Annotated in this window: 10 protein-coding genes and 1 pseudogene; 6 read left to right on the top strand and 5 right to left on the bottom strand. The window is 73.1% G+C overall.

Translation table 11 applies throughout. The features are described from left to right. Window positions 1–215 precede the first annotated feature (215 nt). Complete coding sequence (secA, locus tag BL253_RS05740) at window positions 216–3,194, top strand: preprotein translocase subunit SecA (protein ID WP_076814228.1); 2,979 nt, start codon at window positions 216–218, stop codon at window positions 3,192–3,194. A 46-nt stretch (window positions 3,195–3,240) separates the two neighbouring features. On the opposite strand, the gene BL253_RS05735 is transcribed toward secA, so the two are convergent. Further along, entirely contained in the window at window positions 3,241–4,122 is an 882-nt protein-coding gene (locus BL253_RS05735) for an Rv3235 family protein (RefSeq protein WP_076814227.1), read from the bottom strand. Window positions 4,123–4,158: 36 nt separating this feature from the next. Next, complete coding sequence (locus BL253_RS40955) at window positions 4,159–5,790, bottom strand: LysM peptidoglycan-binding domain-containing protein (protein ID WP_131831449.1); 1,632 nt, start codon at window positions 5,788–5,790, stop codon at window positions 4,159–4,161. Between the two features lie 490 nt (window positions 5,791–6,280). Here BL253_RS40955 and BL253_RS05715 point away from each other — a divergent pair, with 490 nt between their 5' ends. Continuing rightward, window positions 6,281–6,847 carry a hypothetical protein gene (locus tag BL253_RS05715; protein WP_076814352.1) on the top strand — a complete coding sequence of 189 codons (567 nt, stop codon included), beginning with the start codon at window positions 6,281–6,283 and terminating at the stop codon, window positions 6,845–6,847. Window positions 6,848–6,874: 27 nt separating this feature from the next. Here BL253_RS05715 and BL253_RS05710 read toward each other — a convergent pair whose 3' ends face one another. Continuing rightward, a complete protein-coding gene (locus BL253_RS05710) occupies window positions 6,875–7,111 on the bottom strand; it encodes a helix-turn-helix domain-containing protein (RefSeq protein ID WP_071050365.1) in 237 nt (78 codons plus the stop codon). A gap of 578 nt (window positions 7,112–7,689) precedes the next feature. Between BL253_RS05710 and BL253_RS05705 the strand changes: the two genes are divergently transcribed. Both BL253_RS05705 and BL253_RS05700 read left to right on the top strand, forming a co-directional pair. Further along, complete coding sequence (locus BL253_RS05705) at window positions 7,690–8,523, top strand: SAF domain-containing protein (RefSeq protein ID WP_081438035.1); 834 nt, start codon at window positions 7,690–7,692, stop codon at window positions 8,521–8,523. Next, window positions 8,520–9,851, top strand: coding sequence for a CpaE/TadZ family protein (locus BL253_RS05700; protein ID WP_076814219.1), 1,332 nt, complete (start codon window positions 8,520–8,522; stop codon window positions 9,849–9,851). Before BL253_RS05705 ends, BL253_RS05700 begins: the two co-directional genes overlap by 4 nt. Window positions 9,852–9,947: 96 nt before the next feature. Here the strand turns inward: BL253_RS05700 and BL253_RS05695 are convergent, their stop codons facing one another. After that, complete coding sequence (locus BL253_RS05695) at window positions 9,948–11,156, bottom strand: patatin-like phospholipase family protein (RefSeq protein ID WP_076814348.1); 1,209 nt, start codon at window positions 11,154–11,156, stop codon at window positions 9,948–9,950. A 378-nt stretch (window positions 11,157–11,534) separates the two neighbouring features. Continuing rightward, on the bottom strand, window positions 11,535–12,029 hold the full coding sequence (locus BL253_RS05690) for a transcriptional regulator (RefSeq protein ID WP_076814218.1): 495 nt from the start codon (window positions 12,027–12,029) through the stop codon (window positions 11,535–11,537). Between the two features lie 451 nt (window positions 12,030–12,480). Here BL253_RS05690 and BL253_RS05685 point away from each other — a divergent pair, with 451 nt between their 5' ends. Beyond that, complete coding sequence (locus tag BL253_RS05685; protein ID WP_076814216.1) at window positions 12,481–12,963, top strand: DUF6912 family protein; 483 nt, start codon at window positions 12,481–12,483, stop codon at window positions 12,961–12,963. A 388-nt stretch (window positions 12,964–13,351) separates the two neighbouring features. Continuing rightward, a pseudogene (locus BL253_RS41770) lies at window positions 13,352–13,816 on the top strand (hypothetical protein); the annotation flags it as partial.

Here is a 13,816-nt window from a genome sequence, read left to right as displayed (position 1 = left end):
CCGCGCCCCACACGATGGCAGGACGGTGGGTGTACGGCTTCCGCTTTCCGGCCGTCGATCTCGCGGCCGTTCCCGCTGTTCGGCGGGGACCGGCACCCAACACATCCCGGGAAGCCGGCGCCGGGAGTGTCGCGGGTTCCGATCGAGGGCCGTCGAAGGGCTAGCATCGTGGTGTCGGCCCGCTCGCCGACATGCCAGCCGGAGGAGCCTCGCCCGTGGTACTAGACAAGATCCTGCGCGCCGGCGAAGGACGGATCCTGCGCAAGCTCCATGCCATCGCCGAGCAGGTGAACCTCATCGAGGACGACTTCGTCGGCCTCTCGGACGCCGAGCTGCGCGGCATGACCGACGAGTTCCGCCAGCGCCTCGCCGACGGCGAGGAGACGCTCGACTCGCTGCTGCCGGAGGCGTTCGCCACGGTGCGCGAGGCGGCCCGGCGCACCCTCGGCCAGCGGCACTTCGACGTGCAGATCATGGGCGGGGCCGCGCTTCATCTCGGCAACATCTCCGAGATGAAGACCGGTGAGGGAAAGACGCTGGTCTCCACGCTGCCGGCATATCTGAACGCGCTCGCCGGCGAGGGCGTGCACGTGATCACGGTGAACGACTACCTGGCCCAGCGCGACGCCGAGAACATGGGCCGTGTCCACCGCTTCCTCGGTCTCTCGATCGGCGTGATCCACCCGCAGATGCCGCCGTCGGCGCGTCGCGAGCAGTACGCCTGCGACATCACCTACGGCACGAACAACGAGTTCGGCTTCGACTACCTGCGCGACAACATGGCGTGGAGCGGCGAGGAGCTGGTCCAGCGCGGCCACAACTTCGCCATCATCGACGAGGCCGACTCGATCCTCATCGACGAGGCGCGTACCCCGCTCATCATCAGCGGCCCGGCGGACCAGCCGACCCGTTGGTACACGGAGTTCGCGCGGATCGCCCCGCTGCTCATCCGCGACGTCGACTACGAGGTCGAGGAGGGCAAGCGGACCGTCGCCATCACCGAGTCCGGGGTCGAGAAGGTCGAGGACCAGCTCGGCATCGAGAACCTCTACGAGTCGGTGAACACCCCGCTGGTCGGMTACCTGAACAACTCCCTGAAGGCCAAGGAGCTTTACAAGCTGGACAAGGACTACATCGTCACCGACGGTGAGGTCCTGATCGTCGACGAGTTCACCGGCCGCGTCCTGCACGGCCGGCGCTACAGCGAGGGCATGCACCAGGCGATCGAGGCCAAGGAAAAGGTCGAGATCAAGCAGGAGAACCAGACCCTCGCGACGATCACGCTGCAGAACTACTTCCGGCTGTACGAGAAGCTGTCCGGGATGACCGGTACGGCCATGACCGAGGCCGCGGAGTTCCACCAGACCTACAAGCTGGGTGTGGTGCCGATCCCGACCAACAAGCCGATGATCCGGGCCGACCAGCCCGACGTCGTCTACAAGACCGAGGTCGCGAAGTTCTCCGCCGTCGTCGACGACATCGTCGCCCGGCACAAGAAGGGCCAGCCGGTCCTCGTCGGCACCACCAGCGTCGAGAAGTCCGAGTACCTGTCCAAACAGMTCACGAAAGAAGGCGTCAAGCACGAGGTGCTCAACGCCAAGCACCACGAGCGTGAGGCGCTGATCATCGCGGAGGCCGGCCGGCGTGGCGCCGTCACGGTCGCGACGAACATGGCCGGCCGCGGTACGGACATCATGCTGGGCGGCAACCCCGAGTTCATCGCCCAGGGGGAGCTGCGTTCTCGCGGGCTGTCCCCGCTCGAGACGCCCGAGGACTACGAGGCCGCCTGGCCGGAAGCCCTGGAGAAGGCCAGGTCGTCGGTCGCCACCGAGCACGACGAGGTCCGCGAGCTCGGTGGGCTGTACGTGCTCGGCACGGAGCGGCACGAGTCCCGCCGGATCGACAACCAGCTGCGCGGCCGTGCCGGGCGTCAGGGCGACAGCGGCGAGTCCCGGTTCTACCTCTCCCTCGGCGACGACCTGATGCGGCTGTTCAACGCGTCCACGGTCGAGGGGATCATGGACCGGCTCCAGATCCCCGAGGACGTGCCGATCGAGTCGAAGATCGTCACCCGCGCGATCCGGTCGGCCCAGACACAGGTCGAGGGCCAGAACTTCGAGATCCGCAAGAACGTCCTCAAGTACGACGAGGTCATGAACAAGCAGCGCACCGTCATCTACGAGGAGCGCCGCAAGGTTCTCGAGGGCGCCGACCTGCACGAGCAGGTCCGCCACTTCGTCGACGACACGATCGCCRGCTACGTGCAGGGCGCCACCGCCGAGGGCTTCGCGGAGGAGTGGGACCTCGACACGCTGTGGACCGGCCTCGGACAGCTCTACCCGGTCGGCGTCGAGGCYCCGGCCGCCGACGACCGCGACGGCCTGAGCACGGACATGCTCCTCGAGGACATCCAGACCGACGCGCAGGACGCCTACGACCGGCGGGAGTCCGAGCTCGGCGTCGGCCCCGACGGCGAGCCGGTGATGCGTGAGCTCGAGCGGCGGGTCGTGCTCGCCGTGCTCGACAAGAAGTGGCGCGAGCATCTCTACGAGATGGACTACCTGCAGGAGGGCATCGGCCTGCGGGCGATGGGTCAGCGTGACCCGCTGGTGGAGTACCAGCGCGAGGGCTACTCGATGTTCCAGACCATGATGGAAGGGATCAAGGAGGAGTCCGTCCGGCTGCTGTTCAACGTCGAGGTCCAGGTCGCGGGCCGCGACGAGGGGMCGGAGGGCCAGCAGGCGGCGGGGACCGCTCCCACGCTGGGCGCGCCGACGCCGCTGACCGCGGTGAACCCGCCGGCCGCCGAGCGCGACGTGCCGCCGGCCGCGCAGACAGCCCCGCTGGCGCGGGGCGGTGCGCGTCCCACCCGCAGGACGCAAGGGGGGGCCCAGGCTCCGGCCCGTCCGGCCGCGCCCACCCCGCCGGTGCAAGCGGCTCCCACACCTCCGCCGGTGTTCGTCAAGGGTCTGGAACCTCGCCGGCCGAGCGGGGGCCTGCAGTACTCGGCGCCGTCGGTCGACGGCGGCCCGGAGTCGGCGACGGCCTACGGGCGCGATGGGGCCGCTGGCGGGGCCGCGGCGGCCGGCGGTCTGGGTGGCGAGCCGAAGGGCCCCGCCCGCAACGCGCCGTGCCCGTGCGGATCCGGCCGCAAGTACAAGCGCTGCCACGGCGACCCGGCCCGCCGAGGCTAGCCAGCCGTCTCGCCTTCAGATCGGCTGACCGCCCCCCTCCGGGCGGTCAGCCGATCTGGAGGCTGGTCACCTGCCAGCGACCACCGGTCGACTCCATCCGCAGCGCGAGGGCGGCCACCCGGTCGCCGCGGTTGACGACCGCCACGATCTCGGCGACGCCCGGCCTCGGTTCACCGATCCTGATGCTGCGGACGGAGCCGCGGCCCGGGTAGCGGCCGCCGAGCTTTTCCAGCGMGGCCTGCAGCCGCGGGGTGGCCCAGCCAGCCAGGTGCGAGACCGGCCGCACGCCGGAGAGTACCTCGACGATCGCCCGGACGACGATGGTCGCGGCCGGGGCCGGACTCTCCAGGAAACGGCTGTCACGGACCTGCGGCGGGATCCGGAGCGGCGCGTGGCGCGTCGCCGGGTGCGCCGTCACGTTCGGCCGCCCGGAGACGGTGCGCAGCGAGACGTCCTCCGCCGCTCGGGAATGACCACGCGCACCCGTGCCGGCCGCCGGCGGGGGCGGGGGCGGGGGAAGCCGGACGCCGCCGGGCCCGCGGTGGGGGGCGGCGCCGTGCCGCGTGCCTCGCCCGTGGGAGGAGCCGGCGGTGCCGGGGCCGCGCCGCCCACCGGTCTGGAGGGTGCGCCGGCCGGCATGGGCCCGCGGCGCCTCACCGTCACCCGCCCGCCGCGGCTTGTCCGCGCCGTCGCCGCGCGGCGCGTCGTCCCGGGTGTTCCGCTCGTCCCGGGTGTTCCGCGCGGCATCGCCGTCGCTGGTGCCTCGCGTCGCGCCTTCGCGGGCGCCGCGCGTCGCCTCGGGTCGGGCGCTGTGCGCCTCGTCGTCATAGGGCGGCTCGGTCATGAACGCCGGGTGCCCGCGCAACGCCGCGGGCGAGGGCGGCTCGGGTACGTCGGGCTGCCCCGCGCGAGCGTCGGGAAGGGTCATGTGCGCGCCTCCGGGAGCGGGCCGGTGTGGGCGGGGTCAGGGCCCGGAGGGCGGCTGTAGCCGCTGGCCGGGGAGGAGCAGGTTCGGGTCTGAACCGATCACGTCCTGGTTGGCCGCCCACCACCGTGGCCATTCGGCCGCGATCTGGGCGTCGGTCGCGTTCGGGCCGAGGTGGCGGGCGGCGATCGTCCACAGGGAGTCGCCGCGGTGGACGACCACCTCCGTCCGCGAGCCGTCGTCGGACGGCCCGCCGATCCCACGAGGCGCCGAACCCCCCAGCGGATCGAGGCCCGGCGAGGGCGAGCTCGAAGGAGAAGGAGTGGGCGACGAAAGCGGCGGCGACAGGTCGGGCCAGCCGGACGCGGGCATCGCGGCCGGTCGCAGGACGGAGGCGGGCGGCTCGCTTGTGGGCATCGTCGGCGTCCAGGGCGCTGGGCTGGTGGACGGCGTCGGCGAGGCCGCCGGCGTCCACGTCGGGTCGGCCGTCGGGGCCGGCGAGGACGGGAGCGTGGTGGGGGAGGACGAGGAGGCCGCCGACGCGCTGGCGGAAGGCGACGGGGCGCCGGGGGCAGGGGCGCCCGTCTCGGGAGTGGCGGTGGGCGAGACGCCTTGGTCTCGGGGAGTGAGCACGACGATCGGGGTGCCTTCGGGCAGCCCGGCCCGCGGCCCGGCCCCGTCCGGGGAGGTCGACGCCGGGACGGTGGGCGAAACGGAAGGCTGATCGGAGGCGGCCGGCGCGCTGGGAGCCGGGCTGGGGGTGAGCGACGCCGGCCCGGCCGGCGTCGCGGCCGGATCGGCTGATGGCGTCGGATTGGCTGACAGCGTCGGATTGGCCGGCGCCGCTGGTGCGGTGGTCGTGACCGGTGCCGGAACGGCCGGCGCCGACGTGGCTGGTGCGGCCGCTGTGGTGGGGGCTGGCACGGCTGGTGCTGGTGCTGGTACGGCTGGCGGTGGTGCCGGTGCGGGTGGTGGGGCGGCGGGCGTGGTGGGGGCCGGCGCCGCCGGCCGGGTTGTCGGGGGCCGCGTCGTGGGCGCGGGTGGGTTTCGGGTGGGTGGGCGCGGCGCCTGGCTCGCCGGTGCCGGTGCCGGTGCCGGCGCGGAACCGCTTGGCGGGGAGAGGTCGGGCCAGTTCGTGCCAGGTGCCGAGGTGGTGACCGGGGGCGAGAGGTCCGGCCACGAGCCGGACGTCCCGGTCCCGGATGAGGCCGGTCCCTGGGCGATGGGTGGGGAGAGGTCGGGCCAGGCCTGGGTCTGGGAGGCGGCCGGTGAGTTCTGGGGCACGCTCGCCGACGCGGGCGTCGCGGCGATCAGCCCGCTGGCGCTGCTCGCGACGATCGTCAGGCCGAGGCTGACCTCGAGCAGGCGGTGCATCGCGCGCGGCAGCATCCAGCGCGACAGCTGCCCGGCGCCGCGCCCGGCCGCCCCGGGCAGCGCCGCGAGCGAACCGATGACGACGCCGAGGCACAGCCACAGCAGGCAGGCCCAGGCGGCCGCTGCCACCGCCGTGACCAGAGCCTGCTCCGGGGCGTCGGAGAACCAGCGCGGGACGTCAGAGAGGCCGGACGGCAGGTCGGCGAGGCCCGGGCCGGCGACGATCAGGACCGCGGCGACGCTGCCCGCCAACGCGATCGGGAAGACGGCCCGCACCACGTGCCGGATCGATCTCATCGCGCCTCGCTTCGCGCTGTGGGCCGTCGCGCGGCCGCCCTGTGGGCAGCGAACACGGTAGGTCCGCCTCGGATGATTCGGGGGGTCGTCCCCCCGAACTGGCACGCACCTGCCTGCCCGCCGTCCACGGCGCCGCCTTGGGAGAGGCGGTCTCCGCGGTGGCGGGTCACCGGGGGATCACCCAGGGCGGTGCGCAAGCCGCTTCGTCGAAGTCGGTTCCGTCGGAGTCGCCTGTAATCGGTCCCCGTTCGCTGCGACCCCTTTCCGGATGGCCCCGGCGGTGCGGAGTACTTCGTTTGCTTCTGTTTGCCTGTGTAACCCTCTGGCGGCAAAGTGTCAATCCTGGTTGTCTGACCAGATACCGGCCGATGACCCTCGGCCCGCGCTGGCTCGTCTGGTGGTCGACGGGCGCGTCCGTCCGTCGGATGGCCGGCTGCCTGGGGTGACGTCGCCGGTCCGTATTGTCGGGACGGCCAAGGGGGGTGTCAGGTTGCGTTGGGAGGCGTTGTTCGCGGATCTTGAGGCGCAGTGGGACGCGGCCGAGGCCGCCGAGCTGTCCGCCGAGATCGCGGACCGGAGCCGTCGGGAGATCGGCTACCTGAGACTCGTCGACCGGCTGCGCCCGGCCGTCGGGCATCGGCTGCGCTTCGACATCACCGGCCAGCCAGGGCCGGAGCGAGGCGTGATCACCGGTCGGCTGCTCGCGCTGGGGGCGGACTGGCTGCTCGCCGAGGACGTCGCCGGGGGCGAGGCCCTGGTCCCGTTCTCGTCCCTGCTGGCGGTGCGTGGGCTGCGCGGCGCGGCGGCGCACCCGGGACACGAGGGCAGGGTCGGTGCCAGTCTCGACCTGCGGCACGTGCTGCGCGGAGTCGCCAGGGACCGGTCCAGCTGTCTGGTCGTGCTGAGTGACGGCCGGACGGTCAGTGGAACGATCGACCGGGTGGGTGTCGACTTCGTCGACCTCGCCGAGCACGCTCCCGGCGAGTTCCGCCGGCCACGCGCCGTCGAGGCCTGCACCGTTCCGCTGGCCGCGATCGTTCTGCTCCGCAGAAACTGACCCGAGCCGAAAGGCGCCTGTGCTGAGTCAGTCCTCCGGCACAGGCTCGTGGCGGGCCAGCGGGTTGGCGAGCACGAATGCCCTTGTCTGCTCATAGGCGCGCTGGATGTAGGCCTCCAGCTCGGTGCGCTCCACCCGCCACTGGCCGCGCCCGCCGATCTTGATGGCCGGCAGCTCGCCGCTACGGACGAGCGCATAGGTCTGCGACGCCGAGATGTTGAGAATCTCCGCGACGTCGCTGAGCTGCAGGAACCGTTCGTTCATCGAGCTGCCCTCCATCCCTCCGCCGCCCGTCCGGCAGTCGTCCGGCTCCTGATGGGGTGAAGGGTTCAGGGGAGGCCGGCCGGTGTCTACGACGTGTGTACCAGTTTTTCGCGCTGGGATGCGCCCGGATGCCTTCGGTTGTGGATAACTGACCTCGATCGCCCTCGGTCGTGCCCCGACACTGGAGAGATGGCGACGGTCCGCACCCGTTCGCATACTTCTTGTGTTCAAACGGTCGGGACTTCGCGGCGTCGACGAGCGCGAATTACGAACTGCCGCTCCAAGGGCATCGTGTCGGCCCTCTGAAGCGTCCAACTCGGTGTCCCGTGGGAGATCCCCACAAGTGCCACGACGGGGTTCCTGCCCGATTGCGAAGCAAACGGGGAGGTTCGGGTCCATAGGCGCGTACGCTGTGCAACGCCGCATGTCCGTACGCGTCGCCCCCCGAGCGCACGGCGCGACGAATCGACCATGCCCTGCCCGGTCGCCTCGTCAACCGGGCCGGGACCCCGTCGTGGGAACCGCCGCCATCCAGGGCGCACGCCCGCGGGTGACCGAGCACGATGAGGAGATCACCGGTGACCGACCTGGCGCCCGCGTTCGGCCCTGGGTCCCTGCCGGATGGGCGAGGCTCATCCGGCAGGTCGGCGGACCCGATCATCCCGCCGTCGCCGCCGGCCCGCCGGCTCGGCCGCCGCGGCTGGCGTGACACCCGACTCCTTTTCGGCGTGCTGCTCGTGCTGGTATCCGTGGTGATAGGCGCCCGGCTGTTCGCCACGGCCGACCGGACGGCCGCCTGGGTGGCCGCGAAGGCGAACCTGCCCGCCGGTCACGTCGTCACCGCGGCGGACCTCGTCACCGTGCGCGCGCAGCTCGACGATGACACGGCGGCCCGCTACTACCCGGGACGGCGGTCGAAGGAGGTCATCGGCGGCACGCTCGCCCGCCCCGTCGGTAAGGGCGAGCTCCTCAGCGGCGCCGACTTCGCCGGCCCGGACGCCGGGGCGACCCGGATCGTGCCCGTGGTGGTCAAGGCCGGCCGGGTGCCTCCCCTGACCCCCGGCGACCACGTCGACGTGTACGTCTACCAGCCGTCGGGCGCCGTCGACGGGACCGACGCCTCCGGCGGATCCGGCACCTCCGGCGGAGCCGCCAGCCCGAGCGACGTGGGTTCCCCGGCGGCCGGCGGCGCCGGCGCCGAGGTCCTGGTCCTGCACGACGTCGAGTTCCTCGGCGAGCAGCGGATCGCGACGGGTGACCGGTCCCTGACGTTGCGGGTGTCCGTGGACGCGGCCATCCGGGCGGTCGCGGCATCGCAGAGCGAACGTGTCGACGTCGTGAAGCTGCAGCGTGACGGCCGCGGCCAGGTGGGCGACGCGGGGCCGACGGCGGCCCAGGGGTACGGCCGGTGAGCCTGCCGATCCTGACCGCCGTCACGGACTCGGTCGTCGAGGCCGGGCTGGTCTCGGCCTTCGACCGCCATGACCTCGGCGTCACCGTCGTCCGCCGCTGTGTCGACCTGCCGGACCTGATCGCCGCCGCGACGACGGGGGCGGCGCGGGCCGCGCTGCTGTCGGCCGACCTGCGCCGCCTCGATCGGGAGTCGCTCGCCCGGCTCGCGCAGGCGGGCGTGGCCGTGGTCGGCCTGATCTCGCCCGGCGACGAGCCGGGCGACCGGCGGCTGCGCCAGCTCGGCGTCGTCGCCGTGATCGCGACCGACGCGACCGCCCAGATGGTGGCCGCCGCCGTCGTGGAGGCCGCCAAGGCCCTGACCACCCGTCCGGCCATCGGCCCGGTGTCGATCAGCCACGGCTTCAGCGACCCGGTCGTGGGCTACGGCGCCATGCCGCCCGCCCTCGAGGAGGCGGGCGAGCTCGACGACGAGCGTGCGCGGTCGCCGGTCGCTCAGGGACGGGTGATCGCCGTCTGGGGCCCGACCGGCGCCCCCGGGAGGACGACGGTCGCGTTGAGCCTCGCGGCGGAGCTCGCCGACCTCGGTTCGTCCACGCTGCTTGTCGACGCGGACTCCTACGGCGGGTCCATCGGCCAGCTCGTCGGCCTGCTCGAGGAGGCTCCTGGCATCGCCGCCGCCGCGCGGGCCGCCAACCAGGGCACGCTCGACGTGCCGCGGCTCGCCGTGCTGTGCCGCGATCTCGGCGGCGGCCTGCGGGTGCTGCCGGGCATCGCCAGGCCGTCGCGCTGGCCGGAGCTGCGGCCGTCCGCGCTCGAGAACGTGCTGGACCTGTCCCGGCGGCTCGCCCAGTTCGTCATCGTCGACTGCGGGTTCTGCCTGGAGGCCGACGAGGAGCTGAGCTTCGACACCTCGGCCCCGCGACGCAACGGCGCGACGCTCACGGTGCTCGCCGAGGCCGACACGGTCGTGGCGGTGACGTCGGCCGAGCCCGTTGGTCTGGTCCGGTTCGTCCGCGGGCTCGCGGACCTGCGCGAGCTGGTCCCCGGCGTCGAGCCGCTCGTCGTCGTCAACCGGCTGCGCGCCTCGGTGGCCGGCGGCGATCCCCGCCGCGAGATCGCCAGGGCGCTCAACCGGCACACCGGCGCCCAGCCCATCGCCCTGATCCCCTACGACCTGGCGTCGTTCGACGCGGCGCAGGCGGCCGGCCAGCTGTTGCGCGACATCGCCCCCGCGTCACCCGCGCGGGCGGCGATCCGCGATCTCGCGACCCGCCTGACCGGCCGGACACCCCGCGGCCAGCGCCGCCGCCTGCCCGCCCGCCGCTGAAGGCGGCGGCCAGCGGTCAAGGCCGGAGTTCAGGCGTCCGCTCACGCGGTGCGCCGCTTCCGAGGCGTGCCCTCGCGAGACGCCGGCGCACCCGTCTCAGCCGGCGAGACCGGGCTCCTCGCGGACCGTGAGGCCGGGCTCCTCGCGGACGGCCGGGCGCCGTACCGGCCCGGTTCGGCGGGTGGGGGCGGTCGCCAGGCGGGCCGGACCGGCGACGGGGGGCGCGGTCGCCGGCACCGTCGGCCTTCTCGGCCTGGTCGGCCTGGTCGGCTTCGTCGGGTCGAGCGTCACCGCGGCCGCCTTCTCCGGCACGGTCACGCCACCGGCCGCGCCGGCCTCGGCGGCGGCGCCGGCCGCCCGGTCGGCGAACACGGCGGCGCAGGTGCGCAGCGCGGTCTCGAACACCTCGGCCCGCCGGGTGACGTCCATGACGTTGCCGCCCATCACCTCAAGGTCCTCCCTGCCGGGGGACAGCGCGCACACGCTGGTGCCGGTCGTCTCGGCCAGCACGATCTCCCTGGCGAGCCGGCGGGTGGCGGCGCGGCGCAACTGGCGTTCGGCGATGGCGACGGGATGCCGCGGCCGATCGCAGTCGAACGCGCACGCCGGCGCCAGCACGAGGATCTCGTCGAGCCCCGCGTCCACGCACAGGTCCAGCGACGTCGGCGAGCGGGTTCCGCCGTCGACGAAGCGTCGCCCGCCGATCGTGACGGGTGCGTACCAGCCGGGAATGGCGCAGGACGCCATCACGGCCTGGGGAGCGGCGACCTCGGGCGCGCCGTTCGCGCCGAACAGCACGCGCGTGCCGGTGTCGAAGTCCATCGCGACGACCCGCAGCCGTCGCGGCCAGCCGGTGGCGCTCGCGGCGTGCTGCGCGGCGGCGCTCGCGACCAGGTCGCCGACCGCGGCGATCGTGCCGCGGCCCTGTGGCAGGAGCGCGGCCAGCGCCACCAGCGGCGTCGTCCGGCGGGGGTGCAGCACCGCGCTGGTCAGCAGGCGAGGGGATCCCATCCGCATGCGCGGTGGCGGCGGCAGCGACACCCCGAGATCCCGGTAGTCCAGGACGGGCGTGCCCGGCTCGTACAGCCCTCGCTCGGAGTCAGCCATGGCGTCGACTCCCACGCCGAGGCTGAGGAGCGCCGCGACCACCGAGCCGGCCGATGTGCCCACGATGACGTCAAAGGACCGGGCATCGTCGCCGGTCTGCGCCTGGTAGGCCCGTAGGGCACCAATCATCCAGGCAGAGCCGAGTACCCCACCAGCGCCGAGGACCAACCCTCGGCGTGGGGCTCGTTTGCGTGGCATCGTCACCACCTCCCAGCGCGGCGACCGAAGCCCGCGCGACCGGCCTCGCGGCCGCCGACGGCGTCCGGCCGTTGGCGGGGCGCCTGTGGCGTGGCATGTCCGCGGCGGTCTGGCGGCGGCTCGCGACGGCCCCGGTCGGCGGTGACCGGGCCGTGCGGGTCGCGCGGGCACGGTCGCGTCCGCGTGGGCCGTTCACAAGGGTGTTCTCGGACCGACCGCGTGGCGGCGGAGGCCCGCCGGGGTCCGGCCGAAGTCACCGAGGTTCCGGTCCACGGTCCGCATTGACCGTTCGTACTGCTCGGTACGTGGGCTCCCTGCCCGGAACCAGCCGGGTCGGGTGCCCCGCGCCCGACGGCGAGGGTGCCTTGCGCCCTCGCCCTACTCGGGCTCGTCGGGTTCCGGGAAGGTGGTCTCCAGGACCCCCCAGGAACGCAGCCGGTCGGCGAACTCCTGTGGGGTGGTGTCGTGCAGCAGGGCAAGCGCGCGCAGGTCTCCATCCCGGATGGAGAGGACGTGGCCCGCGTAGTCGTCGCGCTGCCGTTGGATCTGGGCGACCCACCTGCGCACGAGGGCGGAGGTGTCGGGCGGGGCCTGGGCCAGCTTCTCGAGGTTCAGCACGGTCCTGGGCCGTCGCTCGCGTGGAGGCAGCTGATCCTCGTTCGGCAGCAGCGCCGAGACCGGTACTCCGTAGAAACCGGCCAGCTCCGAGAGCTGATGCACGCTGATCATCCGGTCGCCGCGCTCGTAGGAGCCGACCGCGGCGGTCTTCCAACGACCGCGCGACTTCTGCTCCACACCTTGCAGCGAAAGACCTTGCTGAATACGGATTGCCCTCAGGCGAGAACCAACGGCCTTCGCGTACTCCCGGCTCACCCGACTCACCCCCAGCCTCGAACGAGCATCCGGACCCTCCGTAACGTCACGATGACCCCTCTCGATCGTCAGGCTCGCCGTCGGAATCGGGCGGGATCACCGGGCGCGGCAACGTTTGTAACGTTGCCGAAAGAGTCCGTTTACCATGTTACCTAGATCAAAAATACGCTAGGTATCGATCTTGCGCTGAATACCGGACAAACCGCCATCAAAAGGGACAGTTTTGACTACCGGTTGCCATCGGTGTGCCCCCTCGCTGGCGAGTGGTGGCTCCCCCGTGGCTCGCGAGCGGGTCGAGGGGAACCCCGCTGGGCTGGCGGCGGCGACTGCCTCCGTCACTGCTTGTGCACTGCTCGTGTCGATGCCCGCGAATCGCTCCGCGTAACCCCCCGTCACGCGCAGCTATCAGCCCCCGTTCACAGGTTCGCGACGGAAGGGGCAGACTGGCGGGGTGCGTGTCTACCTGCCGTCAACGCTGACGGCCGCGCGGTCGGTGCTCGATGAGCGCGCCGTGCCTGCCGGACTGGGGTTCGCGGTCACCCCCGCCGTTCGTGAGTGGTATGCCTGGTCGGACGCGGAGGAGATGGAGTACGCGGCGCTGCTCGCCGCGGCTCGCGCCTGCCTCCGCCTCCTCGACGCCGATCTCGCGGCGCCCAGGCGCCGAGTGGTGTTCGCCGTCGACATCGACGAGGCTGGAGTCCGGGTCCGCGACGACCTCGACCGGGGCGTCGTCGAGGTCGTCGCGCCCGTGCCGCTGTCCGGCGTCCGCGCCGTGCATGTGGACGACGCCGACGCCGAGCCCGCCGTGGCCGCCGCCGCCGACGCCGTCATGGCGGCCGACCTGGGCAGCGAGGACTCCGCGTTCATCGTGGACGGCGCGGACGGCCACGAGCTCCTCTGGTACGCCACCCAGGAGATCGCCGACCTGTTCTGACGCTGGGGCCGGCGTTGTCCCAGGTTGGCGAGGTGGCTGGGCGATGTGTCCGGCCTGTGTCACTCGGCGGGTCGCTGTCCGGTCTGGGGCGGCTGGCGCGCTATTGTCCCGTGCCAGACGAGCACGTCTCGGACAACGCGGCGCGGTACCGGAGTCGGTCACCATGGCGTGTTGCCCGAACAGGCGATTTTCCTCAACAGACGATCACCGCCTCGCCTGCGCGCGCCCGCGCGCGGGCTTGGGCCGGTGGTCGGTCGTCCGTAGCTCCAGGTCCGCCGGCCTGTGACGATTTCGCTCTCGTCGTCGCTCGCCGCGGTCCCCCGCTGATCGCTGTCCGCGTTCGACCGCCCGCGCCCGGGATCCGCGCGCGGGAGGGAGGCTGGTTCCCGTGCTCTACCTCGCCGGGCAGATCCTGGCGTTCATGCTGGTGGCGCTGGTTCTCGGTGCCGCGCTGGCGTGGGTCTTCCTGATCGGGCCGATCCGGCGGCAGCGGCCGGCGCTCGCCGGCGTGGGCGCCGCCGCGGCGATGCCCGCCTCCAGGCGTGCCAGAGGCCCGGCGATGCTCGCCGCGGCCACCAACGTGTCGGTTCTCGGCGGCGGCGGGCGTGCCCGGACGGCGGAGCCGGGCCGGACCGCCCGTGAGCAGGTGCCGACCGGCCAGGGTGAAGACCGGGCCGGTGAGACCCCTGGCACCGCCGAGGCCGAGATCGCCCTGGGCGAGATCGCCGAGAGCGGCGCCGCCGGGGACGAGACCGGCCACGCCGAGACCGCCTACGCCGAGACCGCCTACGCCGAGACCGCCTACGCCGAGACCGCCTACGCCGAGACCGCCTACGCCGAGACCGCCTACGCC

Origin of the sequence: Pseudofrankia asymbiotica (genome assembly GCF_001983105.1) — a bacterium.
In the GTDB taxonomy this organism is placed as follows: Bacteria; Actinomycetota; Actinomycetes; order Frankiales; family Frankiaceae; genus Pseudofrankia; species Pseudofrankia asymbiotica.
Note: the sequence above shows the minus strand (reverse complement) of the source record. Positions and strands in the feature narration are given on the sequence as shown.

Bases quoted from the DNA above. Each gene is read 5' to 3' on its own strand.
- BL253_RS05710 (WP_071050365.1), bottom strand. From the start codon at position 7,111: ATGAACGAACGGTTCCTGCAGCTCAGCGACGTCGCGGAGATTCTCAAC.
- BL253_RS40955 (WP_131831449.1), bottom strand. From the start codon at position 5,790: ATGAGATCGATCCGGCACGTGGTGCGGGCCGTCTTCCCGATCGCGTTG.
- BL253_RS05695 (WP_076814348.1), bottom strand. From the start codon at position 11,156: ATGCCACGCAAACGAGCCCCACGCCGAGGGTTGGTCCTCGGCGCTGGT.